Source organism: Mesorhizobium sp. YIM 152430 (genome assembly GCF_029210365.1).
Classification (GTDB): domain Bacteria; phylum Pseudomonadota; class Alphaproteobacteria; order Rhizobiales; family Rhizobiaceae; genus Aliihoeflea.
In genome coordinates this window covers 182,497-208,149 of record NZ_JARGES010000015.1, presented here as the reverse complement: position 1 = coordinate 208,149, position 25,653 = coordinate 182,497, and the positions used below count along the sequence as shown (strand labels likewise).

Below are 25,653 nucleotides of genomic sequence, written 5' to 3'. Positions count from 1 at the left end.
AGTGTTCCCCTCTGGAGGTTTCGCCTGAAAAGGCACTTCCATACTTCAAGCCGGATCTTTCGATCCGGCTTTTTTTTGCTTCATGCGTGGTGCGTCAGGCTGCCTTGCCCTGGCTCAGTTCCTCGGCCTGCCGGCCGGTGAGTTCGGCCATGTGGTTGAAGCGCGCCACATAGGTCGCCGCGCCGGCCGTCGCCGAGCGCAACTCGACGATCAGATTGCGCATTTCGCCCTGCGGCATCATTGCCTCCACGACATCCCATCCTTCCCAGCCGGGACGCGCGTCGAAGCCGAGGATCTGGCCTCGGCGCTGCGACACGATGGCCGTGATGCGGGCGGTGGCGTCCGAGGGGGTGACGATCTCGACCTTGAAGATCGGCTCCAGCATGACGGCGGACGCCTCGGCCAGCGCTTCCTTCATCGCAAGGCGAGCGGCCTGCTGGAACGCCATGTCGGAGGAATCGACATTGTGGTAGGAGCCGTCGGCCAGGTTGACCGCGATGTCGACGACCGGGAAGCCGAGCGGACCGGTCTTCAGGCTGTCGCGCACGCCGGTTTCGACGGAGGAGAAATACTGCTTCGGCACCACGCCGCCGGTGATCGTGTCGGTGAACTCGAAGCCCGCGCCGCGGGCGAGCGGCCGGATGTCGAGCACCACGTCGCCGAACTGGCCGTGCCCGCCGGACTGCTTCTTGTGGCGGCCGCGTTTCGAGACGGGCTTGCGGATCGTCTCGCGATAGGGGATCGCCGGTTCGCTCGCGGAGATGGCGATCTGGTACTTGTTCTCCAGCCGCTCGATGGCGACGCGCAGATGCATCTCGCCATGGCCCGACAGGATCGTCTCGCCGCTTTCCTGGTTCTGCTCCATGGTGAGCGAGGGGTCTTCCTGCACCAGCTTCTGCAAGCCGGCGGAGAGCTTGACGTCGTCCCTGCGCTCCTTCGAGCGCAGCGCGATGGCGTGAACCGGATCGGCAGGAGACTGCACGGGGATCGCCGCCACGCCCTTGGCCGTCGAAATCGTGTCACCGGTCGCGATCGCATCGAGCTTGCCGAGCGCCACCGTTTCGCCTTCGCCGGCGGAAGCGATTTTCGTCTGGTCCTTGCCGAGCATCCGGTAGAGGCCGGAAATCTTGTCTGACGCGCCCTGGGCGTTCCAGATTTCGGCGGCATCCCCGATCTGGCCGGCCAGCACGCGGGCGATGGAGAGCTTGCCGCCATGGGGCGTGTGGACGGTCTTCAGCACCATCAGGACCGGCTTGCCTTCGGACGACATGCCGAGGCGCTCGCGCGTTGCCGCGACGTCGGGCGCGTCGTGGCGGATCGCCTTCAGGAGCCGCAGCACGCCGTTGCCGCGCTCGGCGGCGCCGATCAGGACCGGTGTCACGGAGCCGTCCCGCAGATCGGCGGAAAGATCGTCGAAGATCTCGTCGCGCGGGGGCTCGATCTCCTCGAGCAGGTGCTCCATCAGCGCGTCGTCGTGGTCGGCCAGGGTCTCGAGCATCTGGAAGCGCGCTTCGAGCTCGGAGGCGCGCTGGTCGTCGGGAATGTCGGTGACTGTGCTCGGCGCGTGCTCGCGATAGACATAGGCGCGCTCCAGCGCGAGGTCGATCGAGCCGACGACGATGCCGTTCTCGCGCAAGGGAATCTGGCGCAGCAGAAGCGGGGTGCGGCTGGCCGGCTGCAACAGCTTCAGCGTGTCGCGCACGCCGGCGGTGGCCTTGTCGATCTTGTTCAGGAAGAGCATTCGCGGCACGCCCAGATCGTCGAGCTGGCGCAGGATCAGTTGCAGCGCGGGAATCTTCTTCTCGTCGGGTTCGGCGACGACGATGGCGAGGTCGCAGGCGCTCAGCACCGGCACCGCCTCATAGGCGAACTCGCCGGAGCCGGGGCAATCGATGAAGGTCAGGCTTTCGCCCATGAAATCGGTGGTGGCGACCGTGGCCTCGACGCTCATCGCGTGGGCACGGGCCTCGGGCGAGAAATCGCCGACCGTCTGGCCGGCGGCGCCCTGGCGGGGGATCGCGCCGGTTCGGGCGAGGATCGCTTCCAGAAGCGTGGTCTTGCCGCTTGCGAAGGGACCGACAATGGCGATGCATTTCGGTCCCGTGCGTCGTTCTCCGGCGCGTTTACCCATGATCCGACCTCCCGTCTGAAGCGCTTTTCGCGCCATCGGCGGCGGCCGGCCTGCGGCCGTCGCGGTTTCCTCCCGAGGCGCAAAGCTTCACATGGAGTTGCCGCAAGGGCAAGGGCGCGTGGAGGTGGCCGCGGGGGGATAAGTTTTTGTGGGCGTCAGCCGATCAGGCGGTCATATTCGGCGTGCGTTCCGATCCAGAACCAGACGCAGTCATCGTCGCGCCTGACGCAAAGCGCGCGATGGTTGAGGCCGACGCGCGCCGACCACAGGCGGCCGACGCGCTTGAAGCGAAGCGATGGATGCAGCGGATCGGCCTTCAGCAATGCGAAATTCTTGTCGGCCAACCGCCGGATTTCGGGTTCCAGCCGGTCGTAATGCGACCAGAAGGCGGGGTTGGTGTGATGCTTCAAAGGGACCGGGTGCGCCCGGCGTCGAAGTCGGCCAGCGCCTGATCGGCGAGATTGTCCAGCTTGCCCGCTTCGACGTCCTGCTCAAGCTGTTGGTCCCAGCGCTCCCACTGATAGTCCGCAAACCAGGCGGCAAAGCGCTTCAGCTCCGCGTCGGAGAGGGCGGCGACGGACTCTTCGATCTTTTCCAGCTTGGTCATGGGGGGAGTGTAGCAGGTGAGCGGGTTGCGGCAAGCGTTGAGGCGTTTGTTCAGTATGATCAGGAAATCCGACGCGGCGAAATTGGAGGAAAGCGGAATGGCGACTTTCGGATGGCAATGTGAAGAAGCAGCCATACTAACCGGATGCTTTGCAATCCTCGCCTCAAAATCTCACGGATGCGGCGGCGCTATACGATCATCATAGGCGACGTCCGCGCTTCGCCGACGGTTGTCAAATCGTCCGTTAGTTCACGACCAAGATAGCTAGTGTAGGCGGCAGGCTGCCCCAGGACATAAGGTCTTACCAATGCGAACGGTCGAAAGCCGAACCTGTCGGCGATGGCGAGTTGAAGATCGCCGCCGATCGTAAGGCTTTCATTACTTGCTATAAGGTCTTGAATGACAAAACGCGGCGCGCGCGAAATAGGGCGGCCCGGTATCGCTTCACCGTTAAAGGCGTTCTTGATTTCTTCCCGAAGCGCTGCGCCGTCGTTCCCTAGGTATACGAAGTCGTGGGCGTGCAAATTCTGGTGGGCTTCTATGCCTACCTCGTAGACGTTCTGAACGAGTTTGGGGCGGAAATGGACAATCTCCAACTGCTGCGTCCTGTGACAATAGCCGAACACGGCCACTTCAAAGAGCGATTGTTGCGCCCCTATCGGTCTGTAGTCCTCGAAAGTAACTTTCAGGTACGCCAAAATCTGGCGGGTGATGTCCTCGATCGAGGGAATATATGACGTCGCCGATATTAGGTTCGAGAGTAGCGGCGCAAGGCCAAGATAGGCGTTCTGTCCCATAAGCGTACTGCCCGCGAAGCAGTAACCGAGCGTGTGAACGAAATAGGTCTCGCTGAAGAATCCGTTCGGTCCCGGCCGTCGGCAAATGATCGGAAGCGACAAGATTTTCACTGCATCGGCAATAAGCAGATTGCCGTCCACCCCGGACACTCTGCTATCGGCAGCAGCCCATAGCGACGGGTTTCCTTCGACCTCATCGTTGCGCCAAATGGCTATAGCGGTCATAGCCTCACCTTTCGCCTCAGATAAGCAGAGAGCTAAGCTGACGGTCCGCGACTTGGAAAGCAAAATATATGCGGTCGAACGGTTGAAATCACGTCGGAAGCCGACGCGATACGTTAGCGCGGATAGGTTTGCGGGACAGCGCCCCCCTCTGTCCTGCCGGACGCCCTGGCCCGAGCACAGGTCTCGGCCCGTCCTTCGGACCCCCCGCAAGGGGGGAGATCATGCGCGGTTGGGGTGTTGCCCTAAAAATACGCCTGCAACGGCCGCACTTCCAAACTCCCCGCCTTCAGCGCCGCGATGGCTTCGGCGACGGCTTCGGCGCCGGACATGGTGGTGTAGTAGGGGACTTTTTGCATCAGGGTCGCGCGGCGGAGGGATTTTGAGTCGGAGACGGCTTTCTGGCCGTCGGTCGAGTTGAAGACGATCTGGACCTGGCGGTTGCGGATGGCGTCTTCGATGTGGGGACGGCCTTCGAGGACCTTGTTGATCTTTTCGGCCTCGACGCCGTTTTCCTTGAGGAAGCGCGCGGTGCCGCCGGTGGCGAGGATCTTGAAGCCGATACCGGCGAGGCGCCTGACGGCGGGGAGGACGCGGGCCTTGTCCTCGTCGCGGACCGAAACGAAGAGCGTGCCGGAGCGGGGCAGGTCGACGCCGGCGCCGAGCTGGGCCTTGGCGAAGGCCAGCGCATAGTCCCGATCGAGGCCCATGACTTCGCCGGTGGAGCGCATTTCGGGGCCGAGAAGCGTGTCTACGCCGGGGAAGCGGGCGAAGGGGAAGACGGCTTCCTTGACGGCGACGTGGCCGAGATCGGCCGCGTCGGGCTTGGTGCCGTAATGGCCGAAGGCTTCGTCGAGGGTCTCGCCGGCCATGATGCGCGCGGCGATCTTGGCGATGGGGCGGCCGATGGTCTTGGCGACGAAGGGGACCGTGCGCGAGGCGCGGGGGTTCACTTCGAGGACGTAGACCTCGCCGTCCTTGATCGCATATTGCACGTTCATCAGGCCGCCGACATTAAGCGCCCTGGCGAGTGCCGCCGTCTGGCGTTCGAGCTCGGCGACCATCGCCTTGTCGAGCGAGTGGACGGGCAGCGAGCAGGCCGAATCGCCCGAATGGATGCCGGCTTCCTCGATATGCTCCATGATGCCGGAGACGTAGGTGGCGTGCCCGTCGCACAGGCAGTCGACGTCGACTTCGATCGCTTCGGACAGATAGGTGTCGAAGAGAAGCGGGTTCTTGCCGAGCAGGGTGTTGATCTGGCCGGTCTTGTCGTTAGGGTATTTCTGCTTGATGTCCTCCGGCACGAGGCCGGGGACGGTGTCGAGCAGGTAGGTCTGCAGCATCGATTCGTGGTGGATGATCTGCATGGCGCGGCCGCCAAGCACATAGGACGGGCGCACGACCAGCGGGAAGCCGAGCTCTGAGGCGACGGTGCGGGCCTGCTCGACCGACCAGGCGATGCCGTTCTTGGGCTGCTTCAGGCCGAGCTTGACGAGGAGCTTCTGGAAGCGGTCGCGGTCTTCGGCGAGGTCGATCGCGTCGGGCGAGGTGCCGAGGATCGGGATGCCGGCCTTTTCGAGCGCGTCGGCGAGCTTGAGCGGGGTCTGGCCGCCGAACTGGACGATGACGCCGTGGAGCGTGCCGGCCTTCTGCTCGGCGCGCAGGATTTCGAGGACGTCCTCGGCGGTGAGCGATTCGAAATAGAGGCGGTCGGAGGTGTCGTAGTCGGTCGAGACGGTTTCGGGGTTGCAGTTGATCATGATCGACTCGTAGCCGGCGTCTGCCAGCGCGAAGCAGGCGTGGCAGCAGCAATAGTCGAACTCGATGCCCTGGCCGATGCGGTTCGGCCCGCCGCCGAGGATGACGACTTTCTTGCGGTCGGAGACCTTTGCCTCGTCGGCGAGGCTGCCTGCGAAGGGCGTCTCGTAGGTCGAATACATGTAGGCGGTGGGCGAGGCGAACTCGGCGGCGCAGGTGTCGATGCGCTTGTAGACGGGGTGAACGTCGAGTTTTTCGCGCAGCTTTTGAACGTCTTCCTCGTCTTTCCTCACCAGGGACGCGAGGCGGGCGTCGGAGAAGCCCATGGCCTTCAACATGCGCAAATTCTGCGCGTCCTGCGGCAGGCCGTGCTCGCGGATACGCGCTTCCATGGCGATGATGGCGCCGATCTGCTCGAGGAACCACGGGTCGATCCGGCACATCTGATGGACGTCCTCGAGCGAGGTGCCCATGCGAATGGCCTGGGCGACCATGCGCAGGCGGTCGGGCGTCGGCGTGCCGAGAGCGGCGCGGATGGCATTCTTCTCGTCGCCTTCCACAAGGCCGGGAATCTCGATCTCGTCGAGGCCGGTGAGGCCGGTCTCCAAGCCGCGCAGGGCCTTTTGCAGCGACTCCTGGAAGGTGCGGCCGATGGCCATAACCTCGCCGACCGACTTCATCGCGGTGGTCAGCGTCGGCTCGGCGCCGGGGAACTTTTCGAAGGCGAAGCGCGGAATCTTGGTGACGACATAGTCGATCGAGGGCTCGAACGAGGCGGGCGTCGCGCCGCCGGTGATGTCGTTGTCGAGTTCGTCGAGCGTATAGCCGACGGCGAGGCGCGCGGCGACCTTGGCGATGGGGAAGCCGGTGGCCTTGGAGGCGAGCGCCGACGAGCGCGAGACGCGCGGGTTCATCTCGATGACGACGAGACGGCCGTCGGCCGGATTGACGGCGAACTGGACGTTGGAGCCGCCGGTCTCGACGCCGATCTCGCGCAAAACCGCGATCGAGGCATTGCGCATGATCTGGTATTCCTTGTCGGTCAAGGTCAGCGCAGGCGCGACGGTGATGGAATCTCCGGTGTGGACGCCCATCGGGTCGATGTTCTCGATCGAGCAGACGATGATGCAGTTGTCCGCGCGGTCGCGGACGACTTCCATTTCGTATTCCTTCCAGCCGAGGACGGATTCCTCGATCAGGACTTCGGTCGTCGGCGAGGCGTCGAGGCCGGAGGAAACGATGTCGAAGAATTCGGCGCGGTTGTAGGCGATGCCGCCGCCGGTGCCGCCCATGGTGAAGGAGGGGCGAATGATTGCGGGCAGGCCGACCGCGTCGAGCGCCTGGGCGGCGATGCCCATGGCGTGGGAGATGTAGCGCTGCTTGCGGTCGCCTTCGCCGAGGTTCCATTCGGTTTCGAGCGCGTCGAGCGCGGCGTCGAGATCGGCGGGGTTGGACGCCTTGAGTTCGGCGCGGCGGGCTTCATGGGCGCGCTTGTCGGCATCCTTCGCCTCGGAGGCGTTGGCGAGCATGGATTTGGGCGTTTCGAGGCCGATCTTCTGCATCGCCTCGCGAAAGAGCGAGCGATCTTCCGCCTTGTCGATGGCCTCGGCATTGGCGCCGATCATCTCGACATTGTAGCGTTCGAGCACGCCCATCCGCCGCAGCGACAGGGCCGTGTTGAGCGCGGTCTGGCCGCCCATGGTCGGCAGCAGCGCATCGGGGCGCTCCTTGGCGATGATCTTGGCGACGACTTCCGGCGTGATCGGCTCGACATAGGTGGCGTCGGCCAGCTCCGGGTCGGTCATGATCGTGGCCGGGTTGGAATTGACCAGGATGATGCGATAGCCCTCGGCCTTCAGCGCCTTGCAAGCCTGGGTGCCCGAATAGTCGAACTCGCAGGCCTGGCCTATGACGATGGGGCCGGCCCCGATGATCAGGATCGACTTGATGTCGGTGCGTTTTGGCATGGAGCGTCCGTCTCGCGCGCGTTCTGCCGCGAAGGCCGGGCGCGCGGGGCGACCGGTGCGGCGGAAGGATTTCATATGTCAGGCTAAGGGCGCCTTATAGGGAAAGGCGCGCGCGAACGTAACCCCGAAAATGCGGGTTGTGGACGGCGCGCGCCGCCTGTTCACACGCCGGACGACAGCTTGAGGCCGACGATGCCCGAGACGAGCAGCAGGATCGAGATCGCACGGCCGAAAGTCAGCGCCTCGCCCATGAACATGACGCCGACGACGAAGGCGCCGGCCGCGCCGATGCCGGTCCAGATCGCATAGGCGGTGCCGAGCGGCAGCGCCTTCAGCGACAGGGACAGGAAGGTGAAGGAAACGATCATCGCCAGAATGGTGATCGCCGTCGGGCCGATCTTCGTGAAGCCCGCAGACATTTTCATCGAAGTCGCCCAGACGACCTCGAACAGCCCTGCAAACCCAAGAAAAACCCATGCCATGATAGTCTCCATCACAAAGGAAAGGCCGCGTGACAGGCGGCCGGACAGAGCTTATATATATCCGACCAGACGGATTGAAAAGAGGAATTTTGAATGGGACGCAAGCGCACGATCGACCGCGATGCCATTCTCGACGCCGCCGAGGCCATCGTTAGCGAGGCGGGGGCGGGGCAACTCACATTCGATCAGGTGGCGGCGCGTGCGGGGGTGTCGAAGGGCGGCGTGCTCTACTGCTTCGCCAGCAAGTCGGCGCTGATCGCGGCGATGATGGAGCGGGACCTGAGACGGTTCGAGGCCGAGGTTGCGGCACGACACGCTGCCGGCGAGGGCGATCGTCTCAAGGCGCGGATCGATGCCACGCGCGACGAGAGCGAAGCGATGGCGGCGCGGGCGGCGAGCCTGATGGCCGCGCTGGTGGAAGTCGGTGACGAGGCGGAGCCGCTACGCGCGGACTATCGCGGCTGGCTCGACAGTTTCCGCGACGATGCCGAGGGGCGCCGGCGGCGGCTGGCGTTTCTGGCTTGTGAGGGCATCTTCATGCTGCGCGGGCTCGGCATCCTCGATATCGACGCGAAGGAGTGGGACGCGATCTTCGACGACATCGCGCAACTGGCGAACGAAAACTGAACGGGATTTCGTCGCTCTCGCACGCGTAACTCCGAACGCACCGTCAGGTCCGATTTTCTCCTTGACGGAACCGGAGGGCGGGCATTCCGTTGAAATGCGCTTTACTGCGTCTATGAGGGGATTGCCATGCGTTGGAGAGGTCGTCGTCAAAGCAGCAATGTCGAGGACCGGCGTGGGCAGGGACCTGCACGGATGCCGGGAGGCTTCGGACGGGGCGGGCCGCGCATTCCAATTCCCATTGGGCGCGCAGGTGCGGGCGGCATGTCCGGCATCGTCATCCTTGTGGTGGTGTTCCTCGTCCTCTCTTTCCTCGGCATCAACCCGATGGACATGATGGGCGGCGGCGGTTCGGCCCCGCCTTCCGGGCAGGTGACGCAGCAGCAGCGTCCGGTCGGTGGTGACGAGCAGGCGCAGTTCGTCGGCGTCGTTCTGGCCGAGACGGAGGACGTGTGGAACGGCATCTTCCAGACGCAGGGCGAGACCTATCAGGAGCCGACGCTGGTGATGTTCTCGGGCGCGGTGGATTCGGCCTGCGGGCAGGCGTCCTCGGCGGTGGGGCCGTTCTACTGCCCGAATGACAATCAAGTCTATATCGACCTTGCCTTCTTCGACGAACTCGGCAGCCGATTCGGTGCATCGGGCGATTTCGCGCAAGCCTACGTCATCGCGCACGAAGTCGGCCATCACGTCCAGAACCTGACCGGCGTGCTGCCGCGCTTCCACCAGCAGCGGCAAAGGATGACCCAGGCCGAGGCCAACGAGATGTCGGTGCGCGTCGAGCTACAGGCGGACTGCTATGCCGGCGTCTGGGCCCATTTCACGGAACAGAAGGGCCTGCTCGAGGACGGCGACATCGACGAGGCGCTGAATGCCGCGTACCAGATCGGCGACGACACGCTGCAACGGCGCACGCAGGGGCAGGTGGTGCCCGACAGCTTCACTCACGGCTCGTCCGAACAGCGCCAGACCTGGTTCATACGCGGCTATGAGAGCGGCCGCTGGCAGGATTGCGATACGTTTTCGGGGCAGATTTAGTTCGGCGAGGTCGAGGGTTGCGCAACCGTTGAAGCATGGATTCCTGTGACAAGCACAGCAATCCGAGCCTCGAACCACCAACCAGCGCGGCGGCTTTCGAGCGCCGGGCAACGCAGACGCTACTCCGCCAGTGCCGGCTCGCCCTTGCGTTCGCGGATCAGGTTCACGAAACGGCGGAAGAGGTAGTGCGAATCCTGGGGGCCGGGTGAGGCTTCGGGGTGATGCTGGACCGAGAAAACCGGCTTGCCGGTGAGCGCGATGCCGCAGTTCGAGCCGTCGAAGAGCGAAACGTGAGTCTCCTCGACGCCTTGCGGCAGGGACTTCGAATCCACCGCGAAGCCGTGGTTCATCGACACGATCTCGACCTTGCCGGTGGTGTGGTCCTTGACGGGGTGGTTCGCGCCGTGGTGACCCTGGTGCATCTTCTCGGTCTTCGCGCCGACGGCTAGTGCCAGCATCTGGTGGCCGAGGCAGATGCCGAAGACCGGCAGGTTGGCGGCGATCAGATCCTTGATGACCGGCACGGCATATCTGCCGGTTGCGGCCGGGTCGCCAGGGCCGTTCGACAGGAAGACGCCGTCCGGCTGCATGGCGATGATCGCCTGCGCGTCGGTCGTGGCGGGAACGATCGTGACCCTGGCGCCGAGCCCGGCCATCAGGCGCAGGATGTTGCGCTTGACGCCATAGTCGATGGCGACGATGTGCATGGCGGGCTCGCTCTGGCTGCCATGGCCCTCGTTCCAGACCCAGGGCGTCTCGGACCAGACGGATGACTGGCCGGACGAGACGTCCCTGGCGAGGTCGAGGTCGAGAAGGCCAGACCACGCGGCGGCCCTGGCCTTCAGCGCGGCGAGGTCGAAATTGCCGGACGGATCATGCGCGATGACGGCGTTCTGCGCCCCGCGCTCGCGGATGAGGGCGGTCAGCGCGCGCGTGTCGAGACCGGAAATCGCAACGATGCCGCGCTTTGCCAGCCACTCGTCGAGATGGCCGACTGAGCGATAATTGGACGGCGCCGTGATGTCGGCCTTGAAGATCGCGCCGACCGCGCCGTGACGCCCGGCAGGGCTCAAATCCTCGATGTCCTCGTCATTGGCGCCGATATTGCCGATATGTGGAAAGGTGAAGGTGACGATCTGGCCGACATAGGACGGATCGGTCAGGATTTCCTGATAGCCGGTCAACGCGGTGTTGAAGACGACTTCCGCCACGCGTTCGCCGGTGGCCCCGGCGCCCTTGCCCTTGATCACCGTGCCATCGGCGAGCACGAGGACTGCGGTGGGTTTCTCGATGCTCCAGGGGGCGGTTGCAGCAGCCATACATATCTCCAGTCAACGTCGCGCGGGCAGGCTCTGCCCTTGAAATGAGGTGCGTTCCGGGCCATATGTCGCAACGAAACGCACGGGCCATGCTCCCAGGTGGGAACATCCCGTGCAAGACTCAAGTCGGTCCATGCAGGTGGCGGACAATAGGTGAAGGCGAAAGCCGGGTCAATTGCCGGAAGCTGCAATTCGAACTGACACGAATCAATCAAATCAACGCGTTACAGACGGATACGATTGCTTCGGCAGTCGGCGGGCGGTATGTTCCGCATCCGTCACAGGAGAACAAGCCATGCGCGAGAAAATCGCCCAGGCACTGAAAGCGGCCCTGAAGAGCCAGGATAAGCGGCGCACCTCGACGCTGCGGCTGATCCAGGCTGCCATCACCGATCGCGACATCGCCAATCGCGGGCAGGGCAAGGACGCCGTCAGCGACGACGAGATCACGCAGATCTTGGCCAAGATGGTCAAGCAGCGCGAGGACTCGGCGCGCGCCTTCGAAGAGGGCAACCGGCTCGAACTGGCCGAGCAGGAGCGGCACGAAATCGATATCATCCGCGACTTCCTGCCGAAGCAACTCGGCGAGGAGGACACGCGGCAGGCTTGCGCACAGGTGATCTCCGAGGTCGGGGCCGACGGCCTGCGCGACATGGGCAAGTGCATGAATGCGCTGAAGGAGAAGTTTCCCGGCCAGATGGATTTTTCCAAGGCCAGCGGAATGGTAAAGACGATGCTGAAATAAACGTTCAGCGTTCCAGAGGGCGCGATGCCGCTGGCGTCGCGCTTTTTTGTCTGAACGCAAACATTCACCCGTTTGGGTGATGCAACCTGCGGAAGAAACCGGCACATTTCCTCAGGGTTCGAAGCATTCGCTTTTCTCGAACTCTCCCAGGCCGTACCGCCATATGCGATTTTGGGAGGGCAAGACGGGCCTTCTGACCTCTACGGGAGTCGTCTAGGCCCCTAGCGACTCCCGTTTTTTCCATACAACCGACCGATCGCGTTGAGGTTGCAGGTCGCGCCTCACCGGACGATGACGCGGCCCGAAGTCGCGCCGACATAGGGACCGGACGCGCCGATGCCGGCCGCGGCGCCACTGCCGCGCGCATCGATGCGACCGTCGCCGAGCGTCGCGCTTCCCGCGCCGCCGAACACCGCGCAGCCCGGCAGAACGAGAATCATCAGCACAAGCGCGAGCCTAGCCAAAGATCCGCTCCCCCTGTTCGTCGATCATCTGGCGCGCCTTGCGGACCGTCGTTTCCGTCGCGTCGTCGAGGGATGGGAAGCGGTCGGCGCGGATCAGCTTGTGCTCCTTGACGATGCCGTCGATCTCCTTCGAGATGATGCCGCAGGTCTGATACTGGCCGCCTTCCTGAAACGGAGTCGGGCGAATGGTGAAGCCCTTGTAGTCCTGAGGTTCGGCCGCAGGCGCCGGTGCGGCGGGGCCGCCACCGAACAGCTTTCTGAAAAACGACATTTTCTTCTCCTCGATTCGAGATCTAGCATAGAGGCGTGATTGGTGAAAATCCGGCGTTCATCGAGGATCGAAACGCAGGATGCCGGTAATGCCATCCGTGCCCGGCGGGCGGTCGTTGGGATGGGTCTGGCCGTCATTGACGACGACTTCGGCGAAATCGAACGGGCTGAGCCCGTCGATGCAGGCGACGTTGATGCCGAATTCGGTCGGTCTCGAGCGGCGGCGGTGATGGGTGTAGATACCGCATACCGAGCAGAACCAGTGCTCGGCCACCATTGTGTTGAACTGGTAGAGGGTCAGCAACTCGGTGCCCTTTTCGACTTGGAAATCCTCCACCCGCGCCGAGACGGCGATGGCCCCGCGCATGGCACAGAGCGAGCAGGTGCAGCGCCGTGCGGTGTTCAGGCCATCGACGAGATGCGCCCTGAACCGGACGCCACCGCAATGGCATCCGCCTTCCACGGTCTCGTATGCATCTTGATCCATGCGGCGTCCCTTGCTTTCCACAAGGTGGACCGGCGTGGCGCGCGTCGCAAGTCTAGAGCTTGGCGATGATCTCGCGATAGGCGGCTTCCGGGAATGCCTTCAGCGTGCGTGTCCGGATACTGCCGCCCTTGGCGAGCATGAGCGCGAAACGGGCTGCAACCGCATCGTCGGGCGCTTCGCATATGGCGACGAGGTCGTGCTCGCCCATCGTCATCCAGATGTCGCGAAACGTTCCGCCCATATCCGCCAGCAGCTTGCGGGCTGCGTCGAGACGCTTCGGGGAATCGCCGACATTGCGAATGCCTTCATCCGTCCAGTTCACGAGAACGATGTAGGTCGTCATGCTGCACCTTTCTGCGTGCCGCAGAGGTGCGAGATGACGCTGCGGCGCCGACATGGCTTGAAGTTGGAACGCGCGGAGTATGCGCCGATCGCAATCCCGGCGCGATCCATCGATCAGGCTATGGCATGGCGTCCGGCGCATATTGCGCGGCGAATTCGGCACTGGGCGGAATCGGCTTGATGATGTCGATCAGGACGCCGTTCGGGTCGGCGGTGATGAAATGGCGCTGGCCGAACGCCTCGTCGCGAATGGCAAGGTGGATCGGCAGGCTCGCCGCCTGCGCGCGCGCATATTCGGCATCGACGTCCTTGACCTCGAAGTTCAGGATCAGCCCCGAGACGCGCCCGCGGCCGATGGCGGGGATCGTTTCATGGGTTCCGTCGAGAATCGCGAGATTGACGCGACGGTCCTCGCTTGAGGTCAGATGCACATACCAGTCGCTCTCGAAGACCGGCTTGAAGCGGAAATGCGTGACGTAGAAGGCGGTCGTGCCGGCGACGTCGTCGGTCATGATCACCGGATAGTAGCTCGTCGATTTCATGGCTTTCACTCCCTGTTGAAAAAACATACAGTCTGTATGTGTCATTCAATTAACATACAGGCTGTATGTATGCAACAGGAATCAGAGCGCCGTTCCAATCATGCGCGGACGGAAGGGACGCGCAGCGCGCTTATCGAAGCGGCCCGAGCGCTGTTCGTCGAACAAGGCTATGCCGAGACCGGCACACCGCAGATCGTGGAAAAGGCAGGGGTGACGCGCGGCGCGCTCTATCACCATTTCGCCGACAAGAAGGCGCTGTTCCGCGCCGTGGTCGAAGTGGAATCCGAGGCGGTCGCAGGCGAGATCGCAGCTTTGACGCCTGAGGAACTGCCGGCGCTCGACGCGTTGATACGAGGCGGCGAAGCCTTCATGGCGGCAATGTCGCAGCCCGGCCGCACGCGCCTTCTGCTGCTCGACGGCCCGGCCGTGCTCGGCCGCAAGGCGATGGACGAGATCGATGCCCGTCATGGTGGCCGGACCTTGCGCGAAGGGCTTGCGATCGCGATGCGGCAAGGTGCAATCCGCCGCCTGCCGCTCGACGCGGTGGCCACGTTATTGTCGGCGATGTTCGACCGGGCGGCGCTGGATGTTGCCGGTGGGGCGTCGGAGGCGGACAAGAAGCAGGCGATCGACGCCATCATGGCAGGGCTGGCAACCCGACATTCATGAAAAAGGGCGCCCGAGGCGCCCCTTGTAAGTTTTGTCGATCAGCGGTCAGCTGTCGAGGAAGGAGCGCAGCTTCCTGGAGCGGCTGGGGTGCTTCAGCTTGCGCAGCGCCTTGGCCTCGATCTGGCGGATACGCTCGCGCGTGACCGAGAATTGCTGGCCGACTTCCTCCAGCGTGTGATCGGTGTTCATGCCGATGCCGAAGCGCATCCGCAGAACGCGCTCCTCGCGCGGGGTGAGCGAGGCGAGGACGCGCGTCGTCGTCTCGCGCAAATTGGCCTGGATCGCCGCGTCGATCGGCAGGATCGCCATCTTGTCCTCGATGAAGTCTCCGAGGTGCGAATCCTCCTCGTCGCCGACCGGCGTTTCGAGCGAGATCGGCTCCTTGGCGATCTTCAGGACCTTGCGGACCTTTTCGAGCGGCATGGCGAGCTTTTCGGCCAGTTCCTCGGGCGTCGGCTCGCGGCCGATCTCGTGCAGCATCTGACGCGAGGTCCGCACGATCTTGTTGATCGTCTCGATCATGTGGACCGGGATGCGGATCGTGCGCGCCTGATCGGCGATCGACCGGGTGATCGCCTGCCTGATCCACCATGTCGCATAGGTCGAGAACTTGTAGCCGCGACGATACTCGAACTTGTCGACCGCCTTCATCAGGCCGATATTGCCTTCCTGAATCAAATCAAGGAATTGCAAGCCGCGGTTCGTGTATTTCTTCGCGATCGAGATGACGAGACGCAGATTGGCCTCGACCATTTCCTTCTTGGCGATCGCCGCTTCGCGCTCGCCCTTCTGGACCTGATTGACGATCTTGCGGAATTCGAGGATCGAAATCGCAGTCTCGGTGGCGAGGTTCTGGATTTCGGTCCGGATGTCGCGGATCGTGTCCTTCTCATTCTTGGCGAATTCCTTCCAGCCGCGCGCCGACAGATTGGCGATCGACTTCATCCAATTCGGATCGAGTTCCGAGCCCTGGTACTGCTGGAGGAAATCCTCGCGACGCACGCCGTAGCTTTCGGCAAGACGCAAAAGCCGGCCCTCGTTCTGAACGAGCCGCTTGTTGATGTCGTAGAGTTGCTCGACCAGCGATTCGATACGCGCATTGTTGAGCGACAGCGACTTGACCGCCGTGATCAGTTCGTCCTTGAGCTTCTTGTAGGACCGCTCCTGGCTGGAGGACAGCGCGCCGGTCTGGGCGAGGCGGGCCTCGACCTGCTGGTCCTGAAGCTTGCGCAACTTCTTGTAGGTGCCGGCAATGACGTCCAGCGTCTCCATGACCTGCGGGCGCAGTTCGGCTTCCATCGCGGCCAGCGACAGGTTGGCCTCGTCCTCTTCGTCGTCTTCCTCTTCGCCGCGCGTGTCGCCGCCGACATTGGTGATGTCGTCGTCCTCGCGGCGCCTGGCCTTCTCGTCGACCTTGGGCTTGTTGTCTTCGTCGGGATTGCGTTCGACGATCGGCGCCTGCTTGGCCTCGGGACCCGCATAGGTGGCTTCCAGATCGATGATCTCGCGCAGCAGGACCTTGGCCTCGTTGAGCTCATCGCGCCAGATGATGATGGCCTGGAAGGTCAGCGGGCTTTCGCACAGGCCCGCGATCATCGTCTCGCGACCGGCCTCGATGCGCTTGGCGATGGCGATCTCGCCCTCGCGCGACAAAAGCTCCACCGAACCCATCTCGCGCAGATACATGCGCACGGGATCGTCGGTGCGGTCGGTCGGCTCTTTCTTGGTCGTGGTCGCCGCGACGGCCGTGCCGGTCTGTTCGGCAAGCTCGTTGGCGTCTTCCTCGGCGTCGCCTTCCTTCTCGCGATCGCCGTCTTCGGCGTTCTCGTCATCCTCGACGACGTTGATGCCCATGTCGGACAGCATCGCCATCGTGTCTTCGATCTGCTCCGAGGTGACCTCCTCGGAGGGAAGCACGGCGTTGAGTTCGTCCATGGTGACAAAGCCGCGCTTCTTGGCGAGCTTGATCATCTTCTTGACTGCGTCGTCGGAAAGGTCGAGCAGAGGACCGTCGGTCCCGCCTTCGCGCTCGTTCTCGACCTCTTCCTTCTCTTTAGTCGCCATATGTTGTTCTCCAGGCGGCCATCAGGCCATTGGAAGCCTCAGCGGCTCTCGTCACGGACATGGATGCGGATGCGCAAGAGGCGCGCTCGACCGCGCATACGCGCGTTCACGTAAATGCGCTGTTAACCCTGGTATCGAAACCGGCGTGCCCAACCCGCTCAAAACCAGTGTACCGTCCCATCATCCGTCTTCAATGCGGGCAAGCCGCTCGTTAAGGTTCGTGGTCGTCCTGATTCCGTCATTCCGGCGGAAGGTCAAGCGCTGTGACATGATTCGCCGCAAAAAAGCGAATCAATTGCCGGCCCGGCGGTCCGACCGACTTTTCGTCAGGCCCGGCCCGCGCGACCCGACTGGACCCCGAAGCCTTCAATCAGCGCCTCGGTGGCCTGCACGTCCCGCAACTGCGACTGCACGTCGACCAGATGACGGTAATTCTCATCCGTTGGCTCGGTCGCAAGCGCGGTTTCGGCTGCTTTCAACTCCCTATGTAGAGACTGAGCCGCCTGCTGCAAGTATAGCGCCTGCTGAAAGGCGTTGCGGGCGTCGTCGAGCGCGGCCTCGGGGAAAGCGGTCCACAGGCCGGCGCCCTTGACCTGCAACAAAGCGCGTTCCCAGATTTCCGCGATGCCGCAGGATCGGACATGGGCGACCAGCGTGCCGGCCTTGCCCGTCAGCCCGTGCGCAGCGGCATCGACGATGCAAGCCTTCAACTGACGCAGTTCCGCGCTGGTGATCGACAGCCGGTCGATCTCGTCGAAAAACTCGTCGACGAGATCGGGGTGATGAACGAGCGTGACGAGGATCGACGTCTCGCGCAGCGGCATGGCCGAAGCGGCGCGACGCACCATGGAGGACCGCGCGAGGGTTTCGGAGACGGCGAAGCGCTGCTTGCCCATCTGGTCGGCCGCGCCGGGCCGTCCCTGGCCGCCGCCTTTTTGAAAGCGCGGGTTTTGCGGGCGGGTCGCGCCGAAGAAGCGGATCACGCGGTCGCGCATCTCCTGCTGGTAGTGGCGGCGCACGTCCTCGTCCCTGATCTGGAAGGTCAATTCGCGCAGGCGCTTTTCGAGTTCGGCGCGGCGCTCGGGCGTTTCGAAGGTCGAGCCGGCCGTCTCGCGCTGCCACAGCATGTCGGCAAGCGGGCGGGCCTCCGCGACGATGGCGCGGAAGGCCTCGGCGCCTTCGGTCTTGACCAGATCGTCGGGGTCCTGGCCGTTGGGCAGGAGGGCGAAACGAAGCGTGCGGCCGGCCTGGACGAGCGGCAGAGCGAGGTCGGCGGCGCGGAACGCTGCCTTCATACCGGCCTGGTCGCCGTCGAAGCACAGCACCGGCTCGCCCGACATGCGCCAGAGGAGTTCGAGCTGGTTTTCGGTGAGCGCCGTGCCGAGCGGGGCAACGGCGTTCTCGACGCCGGCCTGCGCGAGCGCGATGACGTCCATATAGCCTTCGACGGCGATCACGGTTCCGCCGCGCGCGAGGGAGGAGCGTGCGCGGGCCAGATTGTAGAGCACCTGACCCTTGTGGAAGAGTTCGGTGTCGTTGGAATTGAGGTATTTCGCGGGCGCATCGGCCGCCATGGCGCGGCCGCCGAAGGCGATGACGCGGCCGCGCGCATCCTCGATCGGGAACATGATGCGGTCGCGGAAGCGGTCGTAGGAGACGGGGATGTCGGAACCGTGGACGACGAGGCCGCAAGCCTCGATCTGGCCCTTGTCGATGCCCTTGCCCGCCAGATGCTCCTTCAGCGCGTTGCGGCTTTCGGGGGCATAGCCGAGGCGGAATTTCTGCTGGGTCGGGCCGGACAGGCCACGCTCGCGCAAGTAGGCGCGGGCCTTCGCCCCGTCGGCGCCCTGGAGCCGATCCTGGAAGAACTGCGTCGCCATTTCCATGACGTCGGAGAGCGAGGCGCGCTCGCGCTCGCGGCGTTCCTCCTGAACGTCGCGGGCGGGCATGGGCACGCCGGCCATGTCGGCGATGCGCTCGACCGCCTCGGGGAAGGCGAGGCCGTCATGCTCGGTCAGGAAGCGGAAATGGTCGCCGGAAGCGCCGCAGCCGAAACAGTAGTAACGGCCCTTTTTGTCCTCGCAGTGGAAGGAGGGGGACTTCTCGCCATGGAAGGGGCAGCAGGCCCAGAAATCGCCGCGCGGCGCATTGGTCTTGCGCCGGTCCCACGTCACGCGCGTCCCGATCACCGAAGAGATCGGCACCCGGTCGCGGATCTCGTCGAGAAAGGAAGGGGGGAATCTCATCTGGGACAACTCGCTTTCATCTGCATATAGAGCGTGGCGCAAAAAGGTGCGAGCGATTGCGCCGGTCATACCCGACATTCACAGGCGCGGGCACCCAGGGCAGACAAGGTTCGCGCGATCGGCATTGGCCCATGAAGGCGCGCTTGCGTGCCTTTGCCGGCCGTGCGATTCCTGTTAATCGACTAAAGAAAAAGCCGCGGACAAACCGCGACAGAGCAAAGCTGATCTCATGTTTTTCCTTCACATAGGCAACGGGCTTCGGCCTTCCGCAAATTCCCGTCGCACGAGGCAATCGCGCAGGACGGGATCGTGAGCGGCTCCCTCGTCCTCCTCAATCTGGCCGGAGCAGTGGCGCTGCTCCTGTGGGCGACGCGCATGGTGCGAACCGGCGTCGAGCGCGCCTATGGCGAGGTGCTGCGCCGGCGGCTGCGCGCGACGCTGCGCAATCCGCTGGCGGGCGTCGTCGCGGGCACCGGGCTTGCGATCGCGCTGCAAAGCGCGACGGCGGTGGCGCTTCTCGTCGGCTCGTTCGTGGGATCGGGCATCGTCGGCGGCGCGGCCGGGCTCGTTGCCGTGCTCGGCGCCGATCTCGGCTCGGCCATCGTCGTCAAGATGCTGTCCTTCGATCTCAGCCTTCTGGTTCCGATCTGTCTTTTTGCCGGGACGGCGATCTTCCTGGCGACCGAGCGGCGCTCCTGGCGGCAGTTCGGCCGCATCCTCGTCGGTGTCGGCCTCCTGCTCCTGTCGCTCAGGCTGATCGGGGACGCGTCGGAGCCGCTTCGCGAAAGCCGGCTGCTGCCGGTCGTCGTCGACTTCCTCGCCGCCGATCCGATCACCGCCTTCATCATCGCGGCGATCATGACGTGGCTCTTCCATTCCAGCGTCGCGGCGATCCTGCTGATCGTGGCGCTTGCCGCGCGCGATCTCGTTCCGGTCGAACTCGGCATCGTCATGGTGCTCGGCTGCAATCTGGGCGGCGGGCTGATCGCGGCCATGCTGTCGCGCACCATGGCGCCGGCGGGACGTTCCGTGCCGATCGCCAATCTCGTCCTGCGCGGGATCGGCGCGGTGACGGCGCTGATCGTCATCGCACTGGTCCATCCGCCGCTCGACCTTCTCGGCGGCTCGCCGGAGGTGCAACTGGTCAACGCGCATATCGCCTTCAACCTGGCGCTGGTGATCATCGGGCTGCCGCTGGCGGGCATCGTGCATCGACTGGTCGCGGGGGCGCTGACGGCAATGCAGCCGGAAGCGGTGATCGACCTCGAGGACCAGCCGGTTTCCTCGCTCGATCCTGCCGTGCTCGACAATCCGCCGCTGGCGCTCGGCAATGCCACGCGCGAGGTGATGGCGATCTGCGATACGGTCGAGATCATGCTGACCAATGTGATGGAGCTTTACGAGGACGCCGACAAGCCGAAGATCGCGGCGCTGACGGCGCTGGACGACCGGGTGGACGAGCGCCATGCGGCCATCAAGCTCTACCTTGCGCGCATCAGCGCTTCGCAGATGAGCGAGGACCAGGCGTTGCGCTACCAGGAACTGCTCGGCGCCTGCGTGAAGCTCGAACAGGTGGGCGACATCATCGTGCGCAACATGCTGGCGCAGGTGAAGAAGAAGCTGGAGCGCGGCGTGAAGTTTTCCGATGACGGGCTCGACGAACTGCACGAGATGCACGCGGCGGTGCTCGCCAATGCCCGGCTCGCCTTCAACGTTCTCGTCTCGCGCGACCGAGAGACGGCACGCCAGCTCGTCCAGGAAAAGGAGCGGCTGCGCGATCTCGAAAAGAGCTCCAGCCAGCGTCATTTCGACCGGCTGCGCCTCGGGACGGCCGAGAGCGTCGAGACGAGCTCGATCCATCTCGACACGATCCGCGACCTGAAGCAGATCAATTCGCTTCTGGCGTCGATTGCCTATCCGGTCCTCGAGGAACACGGCCTGCTGCGCGACAGCCGACTCAAGGCGATCTGAACGAGAAGAGCCCGGTCGCTGGAGGACGACCGGGCTCTGGTGCCTCTCCCCGCCGGGCCCGAAGCCCGAGGGGGATGGGGCAGGGAACCTTTTATCTAGGTATCCTACCGGGCCTGTGCCACCGGGGCGACAAGCTGGGTGATGCGGCGGATCGCGACGCGGCGGTTGCGGCGCTCTTCCTCCTGCGTGTTCACCTTCAAAAACTGCTCGCCATAGCCCTGAGTGACCAGATTTTCCGGCGGAATGTCGAAGAAATCCGTCAAGGCGATGGCTACGGCTTCGGCACGCCGGTCGGAAAGCGCCAGATTGGCGGCTTCCGAGCCGACGGCGTCGGTGTGACCCTCGATCAGGAACGTCTCGGCGGGGTTCTCGTCGAGCATACGCGTCATCGCGTCGGCAATGCCCTGGAGACGGCCGACCTCGCTCTGCGGGATGGTCGCCGAACCGAAATCGAAGGTCAGCGTGTCGAGATCGACGCGCCGCGCGATGTCGCGGACACGCGAGGAGTACTTGACCTCGTCGATCGTGTAGACCTCACGAACCTGCTCGACCGGCGGCTGATCCAGAAACTCGTAGTAGATGTCCGGATCTTCCACGCGATTGGCTTCCAGGATGTACTGGCTGACGGGGATCGTCAGTCGCAGCGGCGGAAGATCGCGAGCCGGGTCGCGCCAGCGGCGGGGCCGATCGTAGTCGAAGCGGCGGTCGTCGGCATAGACGAGGACGTATTCGCGACCATCGGGCTCAAAGCGCGAGCGCTGGATCACATCGCCATAGCGGTCGCGGATCGTGACGATCTCGACGCCGTTCGGACGCACGATCACTTCGCGGGTGCGGCCGCGCGGCAGTTCCTCGTAATACACTTCCGACTCGCGGACGAGACGCGGACGGTCGTCGCTCTGGATGACGGTCGTGTTGTTGAAGTTGATGATGAAGCGGTTGTCGATCTCGCGAACGACTTCGGCTCCCTCGCGGCGTTCACGACGACGCTCGCGGATTTCGGTTTCCTCCAGACGGCGGCCTTCCTCGGCGCGCAGGGACTGGATCTCGATCGGCTGTTCGAGAGCCTGCGAATCCTGCTCGGAGGTCGGGGCAGGGCCGGCAGGGCGTGCGCGGCGCGCGCGTTCCTGCTCGATCTGCTCGGGTGTCTCGCCCTCGGCGGCAGCCTCGGCTTCGAACGCGGCCTCGGCTTCGGCGGGATCGACCTTCTGCGAATCGAGGATCGGCGCGAGATCGTCGCTCTCCTCGAATGCCTGTTCGGGCGGGATCTCGACCTGGAGCGCCTCGCCGGGCTCGGCCGGCTGGGTGGCCGCGCCTTCGGCCGGCGCCTCTTCGGCAGGTGCCGCTTCCGGAGCAGCATCGGCCGGCGCTTCTGGAGCGGGTGCAGCTTCAGCGGGCGCCTCTTCGGCGGCCGGAGCCTCTGCGGGCGCTTCTTGGGCAGCGGGTTGTTCGGCTGGGGCATCCTGTGCAGCCGGCTCTTCCGCTGGCGGCTCTTCGGCAGCCGGGGCCTCCTCGGCGGCGGGTTGTTCAGCCGGCGCTTCTTCGGCGGCCGGAGCTTCCTCGGCTGCGGGCTCCTCGGTGGCAGGCTCTTCGGCCGGCGCTTCCTCTACGGGCGTCTCTTCCGGGGCGGGCGCTTCTTCAGCGGCAGGTTCTTCGGCCGGAGCGGCCTCCGGCTCCGGCGCCGGCTCTTCAGCCGCCGGGGGCTCTTCCGCAGGGGGTTCCTCGGCCGGCGCTTCTTCGACGGGCGCTTCCTCAGCAGGGGCTTCCTCTACGGCTTCTTCCTCGGCCTCCTCGGCCGCTTCCTGTGCTTCCTGCGCCTCGCGCTGGAGACGCTCTTCTTCAGTTTCCTCTGTCGCCTGTGCGAGGATGACCGGCGCGTTAAGCTGCCCATCCTTCTGCAAGGCGTCGAAATCGGCCTGTGCGCCGGCGTAAGGCGCCGCGCTCAACTGAGCGGTAGCCATGATCAGCCCGAGGGCGGTCCCGGCCAATATCCGCGACTGTCTCTTCATTAGAGTGTGCTCCTGAAAGTAGGTCCCAACCCGGCTTCAACAGAAAGACCAGCTTTTTGTTCCGGTTTGGCGGGAAAACAGGCGCTGCCGGGGCCATTTCACGGCAATGACGCGGCAAATCGACGATTGCCGGACCACATCCGCTTGACCGCGGCGGGACGCGGGTCCACATCCGCGCCATGTCCACGCCCTTCTGGAAAACGAAGACCCTCGAAGCGATGACGGCGTCCGAATGGGAGTCGCTGTGCGACGGCTGCGGCAAATGCTGCCTGTCGAAGCTGGAGGAAGAGGACACCGGCGACATCTACTGGACCAGCATCGGCTGCCGGCTGTTCGATGCCGCCAAATGCCGATGTTCGGACTATCCCGGCCGGCTTGCCAAGGTGCCGGACTGCGTGAAGTTGACGCCGGAAAAGGTGCGTACGCTGCCCTGGCTGCCCTCGACCTGCGCCTACCGGCTGATCGCAAATGGCGACGATCTGAAATGGTGGCACCATCTCGTCTCCGGCTCGCGCGAGAGCGTGCACGAGGCCGGCATTTCGGTGCGCGGCAAGGTGACGGCGCTTGAAACCGACATGGCGAGAGTCGACGACTATTTCGACCATATACTCGACGAGGAACCATAAGGCGCTTGCGCGGACAAGGCCGCCCGGCCTATCCGCAATGCTTCGAATTCGAACGAAGGAATCCCCCATGAGCCAGACCGAAACCAAAGTCCTGATCGAACGCTATCTCGAAGCGTTCAATGCCGGCGACAGCCAGGGGATGCTCGACTGCCTCGACGAGGACGTGGCGCACGACATCAACGAGGGCGGGCGCGAGATCGGCAAGGACAAGTTCAAGTGGTTCCTCGGCATGATGGACCGCCACTACAAGGAAGAACTGGCCGACATCGTCATCATGACCAACGAGACGGGCAGCCGCGGCGCGGCCGAGTTCACCGTTCACGGCGAATATCTCGCCACGGCGGAGGGGCTGCCCGAGGCGAACGGGCAACGTTATTCGGTGCCCGGCGCGATCCTGTTCGAGGTCGATGGCGGGCGCATCTCGCGGGTGACGACCTACTATAATCTCAAGAACTGGATCGAAGCGGTCTCGAAAGGCTGAACCGTGACCGTCACCGTCCGGCGCCTGTCGCGCGCCGAAATCGAAACGCGGATCGACGATCTGGCTGCGCTGCGTATCGAGGTGTTCCGGGCTTTTCCCTATCTTTATGACGGGGATGCCGGCTATGAGCGGGACTATCTGGCGACATATGCGAAAGCGCCGGGCGCGGTGGTGATCGGCGCGTTCGATGGCGAGGCGCTGGCCGGCGCGGCGACGGCCTCGCCGCTCGGCGAGCATCACGACGAATTCGCCGCTCCCTTTGCCGAACGCGGGCTGGAGGTGGACAGCTTCTTCTATTTCGGCGAATCCGTTCTCAAGGCGGGCTATCGGGGGAGGGGCATCGGCGTTCGTTTCTTCCAGGAGCGCGAGCGCGCCGCGAAAGACGCCGGCTTTTCGAAATGCATCTTTTCCGCCGTCATTCGTCCGGCGGACCATCCGATGCGACCACATGATCACGTCCCGCTCGACCGGTTCTGGGAAAAGCGTGGCTATCGCAGGCTGGACGGCCTGGTGACAAGATTTTCGTGGCGCGATGTCGGCGCCCCGGAAGCGACCGAGAAGCCGATGGAATATTGGATGAAGGATCTCGATCCCGCGACATGAACCGCGCATGAATGCGAGGTTCCAAACATGTTCAGTTTCCCGGCGCCATTCTCCTCCCATCGCCTTGAGCGACACGAGATGTCCTGATCCGCATCATCGACGAGGAGAAAAGAGATGTTCAAATTCGCAAAGACAGCGGCCCTTTCCGCTCTGATCGGACTTGGCGCGCTTGCCGCAGCGCCCGCGCAGGCCAATGCGACCAGCCTGCAATTTCACGGCAATGCCGGAACGGTCACCGTCCAGTGGGGCGGAGGCTATCGCGGCGACCGCTGGCACCGCGGCGGACATCGTCACCATCGCCAGGCCTGCACGCCCGGCCAGGCCGTTCACAAGGCCGCCCGCATGGGCCTGCGCAATCCGCGCGTCGTCAACGCCAACCGCAACGTGATCCGCGTCGCCGGCCGCGCCTGGCGTTACGGCCGCACGGCGATCGTCTTCGCCCGCGCGCCGAACTGCCCGGTGATCAGGTAAGACCCGCGAGACTGATCCGCGGAAGACGAAAGGCGCCGGACCCACCTGTCCGGCGCCTTTCGCGCGTTCAGCCTATTCGGTGTCGTTCGCCTCGAGCCAGGCTTCGAGTTGCGCGATCTCGCGCTCCTGCGCCGCGATGATCTCCTCGGCGAGCGCGCGCATTTCTGGATCGTCGCCTTCCTCCAACTGGATGCGCGCCATGTCGATCGCGGCCTGGTGATGCGGGATCATACCGCGCGCGAAGTCGATGTCGGCATCGCCCGAATAGGCCATCGCCGCCATGTCCTCGTGCATCCTGTCCATCGCCTCGCGATAGGCCGTCGTGGATGCGGATTCGCTTTGGCCGGACGCGTGACCGGCATGGCCGTCATGCGAGGTCTGCGCGTGGACGCCGGCGGCGCCGACGACCAGCAGGGACGTCAGTGCGATAGTTCGGGCAAGCTTCATCGGGAACCATCCTCGTGTTCGATGCGATGCTCGCAGGATAGAAGTTCCAGCAGGTGGAAGCTCAACCGGAATTTCATCGGCCGGCATCGAAGGGGACCGGGATGCGGGGCGGCGAGCCATATAGAGGATAAGGTGGTGGGCCCGGAGGGACTCGAACCCCCAACCAAGCGGTTATGAGCCGCCGGCTCTAACCATTGAGCTACAGGCCCCACACGGCTGTTGGGATTAGTGGCTTTTGACGCCTCGCACAAGCCGCAGTGCGCCGCAATGC

Annotated in this window: 25 protein-coding genes and 1 tRNA gene; 9 read left to right on the top strand and 17 right to left on the bottom strand. The window is 64.2% G+C overall.

What is annotated here, in order from left to right; genetic code table 11:
* Positions 1 to 94: 94 nt before the first annotated feature.
* The 6 genes from PZ895_RS01765 to PZ895_RS01740 form a co-directional block, all read right to left on the bottom strand.
* Positions 95 to 2,131, bottom strand: coding sequence for an elongation factor G (locus tag PZ895_RS01765; protein ID WP_275837308.1), 2,037 nt, complete (start codon positions 2,129 to 2,131; stop codon positions 95 to 97).
* A gap of 155 nt (positions 2,132 to 2,286) precedes the next feature.
* The gene (locus PZ895_RS01760; RefSeq protein ID WP_275837307.1) at positions 2,287 to 2,541 is read right to left on the bottom strand and encodes a hypothetical protein; all 255 of its coding nucleotides are present in this window, start codon (positions 2,539 to 2,541) and stop codon (positions 2,287 to 2,289) included.
* Positions 2,538 to 2,873 (bottom strand): hypothetical protein, encoded by a 336-nt coding sequence (locus PZ895_RS01755; protein WP_275837306.1) that lies wholly within the window; start codon positions 2,871 to 2,873, stop codon positions 2,538 to 2,540. Before PZ895_RS01755 ends, PZ895_RS01760 begins: the two co-directional genes overlap by 4 nt.
* A 53-nt stretch (positions 2,874 to 2,926) precedes the next feature.
* The gene (locus PZ895_RS01750) at positions 2,927 to 3,760 is read right to left on the bottom strand and encodes a hypothetical protein (RefSeq protein WP_275837305.1); all 834 of its coding nucleotides are present in this window, start codon (positions 3,758 to 3,760) and stop codon (positions 2,927 to 2,929) included.
* Positions 3,761 to 4,002: 242 nt separating this feature from the next.
* Positions 4,003 to 7,482 (bottom strand): carbamoyl-phosphate synthase large subunit, encoded by a 3,480-nt coding sequence (gene carB / locus PZ895_RS01745; protein WP_275837304.1) that lies wholly within the window; start codon positions 7,480 to 7,482, stop codon positions 4,003 to 4,005.
* 161 nt (positions 7,483 to 7,643) lie between these two features.
* Positions 7,644 to 7,964: a multidrug efflux SMR transporter gene (locus tag PZ895_RS01740; protein WP_275837303.1), complete on the bottom strand. Its 321-nt coding sequence runs from the start codon at positions 7,962 to 7,964 to the stop codon at positions 7,644 to 7,646.
* Positions 7,965 to 8,057: 93 nt separating this feature from the next.
* Here PZ895_RS01740 and PZ895_RS01735 point away from each other — a divergent pair, with 93 nt between their 5' ends.
* Together PZ895_RS01735 and PZ895_RS01730 are read left to right on the top strand one after the other, a co-directional pair.
* Entirely contained in the window at positions 8,058 to 8,591 is a 534-nt protein-coding gene (locus tag PZ895_RS01735; protein WP_275837302.1) for a TetR family transcriptional regulator, read from the top strand.
* Between the two features lie 126 nt (positions 8,592 to 8,717).
* The gene (locus PZ895_RS01730) at positions 8,718 to 9,626 is read left to right on the top strand and encodes a neutral zinc metallopeptidase (RefSeq protein ID WP_275837301.1); all 909 of its coding nucleotides are present in this window, start codon (positions 8,718 to 8,720) and stop codon (positions 9,624 to 9,626) included.
* 119 nt (positions 9,627 to 9,745) lie between these two features.
* Here PZ895_RS01730 and carA read toward each other — a convergent pair whose 3' ends face one another.
* Entirely contained in the window at positions 9,746 to 10,945 is a 1,200-nt protein-coding gene (gene carA, locus PZ895_RS01725) for a glutamine-hydrolyzing carbamoyl-phosphate synthase small subunit (protein WP_275837300.1), read from the bottom strand.
* 295 nt (positions 10,946 to 11,240) lie between these two features.
* On the opposite strand from carA, the gene PZ895_RS01720 reads away from it, so the two are divergent.
* Entirely contained in the window at positions 11,241 to 11,690 is a 450-nt protein-coding gene (locus tag PZ895_RS01720) for a GatB/YqeY domain-containing protein (protein ID WP_275837299.1), read from the top strand.
* 281 nt (positions 11,691 to 11,971) lie between these two features.
* Here the strand turns inward: PZ895_RS01720 and PZ895_RS01715 are convergent, their stop codons facing one another.
* The 5 genes from PZ895_RS01715 to PZ895_RS01695 form a co-directional block, all read right to left on the bottom strand.
* Positions 11,972 to 12,154, bottom strand: coding sequence for a hypothetical protein (locus tag PZ895_RS01715; RefSeq protein WP_275837298.1), 183 nt, complete (start codon positions 12,152 to 12,154; stop codon positions 11,972 to 11,974).
* Positions 12,147 to 12,425: an HlyU family transcriptional regulator gene (locus PZ895_RS01710; protein WP_275837297.1), complete on the bottom strand. Its 279-nt coding sequence runs from the start codon at positions 12,423 to 12,425 to the stop codon at positions 12,147 to 12,149. The genes PZ895_RS01715 and PZ895_RS01710 overlap by 8 nt, the downstream gene beginning before the upstream one ends.
* A gap of 57 nt (positions 12,426 to 12,482) precedes the next feature.
* Positions 12,483 to 12,911 (bottom strand): GFA family protein, encoded by a 429-nt coding sequence (locus tag PZ895_RS01705; RefSeq protein WP_275837296.1) that lies wholly within the window; start codon positions 12,909 to 12,911, stop codon positions 12,483 to 12,485.
* A 52-nt stretch (positions 12,912 to 12,963) separates the two neighbouring features.
* A complete protein-coding gene (locus PZ895_RS01700) occupies positions 12,964 to 13,254 on the bottom strand; it encodes a GYD domain-containing protein (protein WP_275837295.1) in 291 nt (96 codons plus the stop codon).
* 118 nt (positions 13,255 to 13,372) lie between these two features.
* On the bottom strand, positions 13,373 to 13,795 hold the full coding sequence (locus PZ895_RS01695) for a VOC family protein (RefSeq protein WP_275837294.1): 423 nt from the start codon (positions 13,793 to 13,795) through the stop codon (positions 13,373 to 13,375).
* 69 nt (positions 13,796 to 13,864) lie between these two features.
* Between PZ895_RS01695 and PZ895_RS01690 the strand changes: the two genes are divergently transcribed.
* Positions 13,865 to 14,464 carry a TetR/AcrR family transcriptional regulator gene (locus PZ895_RS01690; protein WP_275837293.1) on the top strand — a complete coding sequence of 200 codons (600 nt, stop codon included), beginning with the start codon at positions 13,865 to 13,867 and terminating at the stop codon, positions 14,462 to 14,464.
* A gap of 45 nt (positions 14,465 to 14,509) precedes the next feature.
* Here PZ895_RS01690 and rpoD read toward each other — a convergent pair whose 3' ends face one another.
* Together rpoD and dnaG are read right to left on the bottom strand one after the other, a co-directional pair.
* Complete coding sequence (rpoD, locus tag PZ895_RS01685) at positions 14,510 to 16,528, bottom strand: RNA polymerase sigma factor RpoD (RefSeq protein WP_275837292.1); 2,019 nt, start codon at positions 16,526 to 16,528, stop codon at positions 14,510 to 14,512.
* Between the two features lie 326 nt (positions 16,529 to 16,854).
* Complete coding sequence (gene dnaG / locus PZ895_RS01680; protein WP_275837291.1) at positions 16,855 to 18,774, bottom strand: DNA primase; 1,920 nt, start codon at positions 18,772 to 18,774, stop codon at positions 16,855 to 16,857.
* A gap of 309 nt (positions 18,775 to 19,083) precedes the next feature.
* On the opposite strand from dnaG, the gene PZ895_RS01675 reads away from it, so the two are divergent.
* A complete protein-coding gene (locus PZ895_RS01675) occupies positions 19,084 to 20,745 on the top strand; it encodes a Na/Pi cotransporter family protein (RefSeq protein ID WP_275837290.1) in 1,662 nt (553 codons plus the stop codon).
* A 104-nt stretch (positions 20,746 to 20,849) separates the two neighbouring features.
* On the opposite strand, the gene PZ895_RS01670 is transcribed toward PZ895_RS01675, so the two are convergent.
* Positions 20,850 to 22,754 (bottom strand): OmpA family protein, encoded by a 1,905-nt coding sequence (locus tag PZ895_RS01670; protein WP_275837289.1) that lies wholly within the window; start codon positions 22,752 to 22,754, stop codon positions 20,850 to 20,852.
* A gap of 179 nt (positions 22,755 to 22,933) precedes the next feature.
* Here PZ895_RS01670 and PZ895_RS01665 point away from each other — a divergent pair, with 179 nt between their 5' ends.
* From PZ895_RS01665 to PZ895_RS01650, 4 genes are all read left to right on the top strand, one after another.
* Positions 22,934 to 23,380 carry a YcgN family cysteine cluster protein gene (locus tag PZ895_RS01665; protein WP_275837288.1) on the top strand — a complete coding sequence of 149 codons (447 nt, stop codon included), beginning with the start codon at positions 22,934 to 22,936 and terminating at the stop codon, positions 23,378 to 23,380.
* 67 nt (positions 23,381 to 23,447) lie between these two features.
* Positions 23,448 to 23,861 (top strand): ketosteroid isomerase-related protein, encoded by a 414-nt coding sequence (locus tag PZ895_RS01660; protein ID WP_275837287.1) that lies wholly within the window; start codon positions 23,448 to 23,450, stop codon positions 23,859 to 23,861.
* Between the two features lie 3 nt (positions 23,862 to 23,864).
* Complete coding sequence (locus PZ895_RS01655) at positions 23,865 to 24,464, top strand: GNAT family N-acetyltransferase (protein WP_275837286.1); 600 nt, start codon at positions 23,865 to 23,867, stop codon at positions 24,462 to 24,464.
* Between the two features lie 114 nt (positions 24,465 to 24,578).
* The gene (locus PZ895_RS01650; protein WP_275837285.1) at positions 24,579 to 24,935 is read left to right on the top strand and encodes a hypothetical protein; all 357 of its coding nucleotides are present in this window, start codon (positions 24,579 to 24,581) and stop codon (positions 24,933 to 24,935) included.
* Positions 24,936 to 25,007: 72 nt separating this feature from the next.
* Here the strand turns inward: PZ895_RS01650 and PZ895_RS01645 are convergent, their stop codons facing one another.
* Together PZ895_RS01645 and PZ895_RS01640 are read right to left on the bottom strand one after the other, a co-directional pair.
* Positions 25,008 to 25,382, bottom strand: coding sequence for a DUF305 domain-containing protein (locus PZ895_RS01645; protein WP_275837284.1), 375 nt, complete (start codon positions 25,380 to 25,382; stop codon positions 25,008 to 25,010).
* A gap of 133 nt (positions 25,383 to 25,515) precedes the next feature.
* Positions 25,516 to 25,591, bottom strand: a tRNA-Ile gene (locus tag PZ895_RS01640).
* Between the last annotated feature and the right edge of the window lie 62 nt (positions 25,592 to 25,653).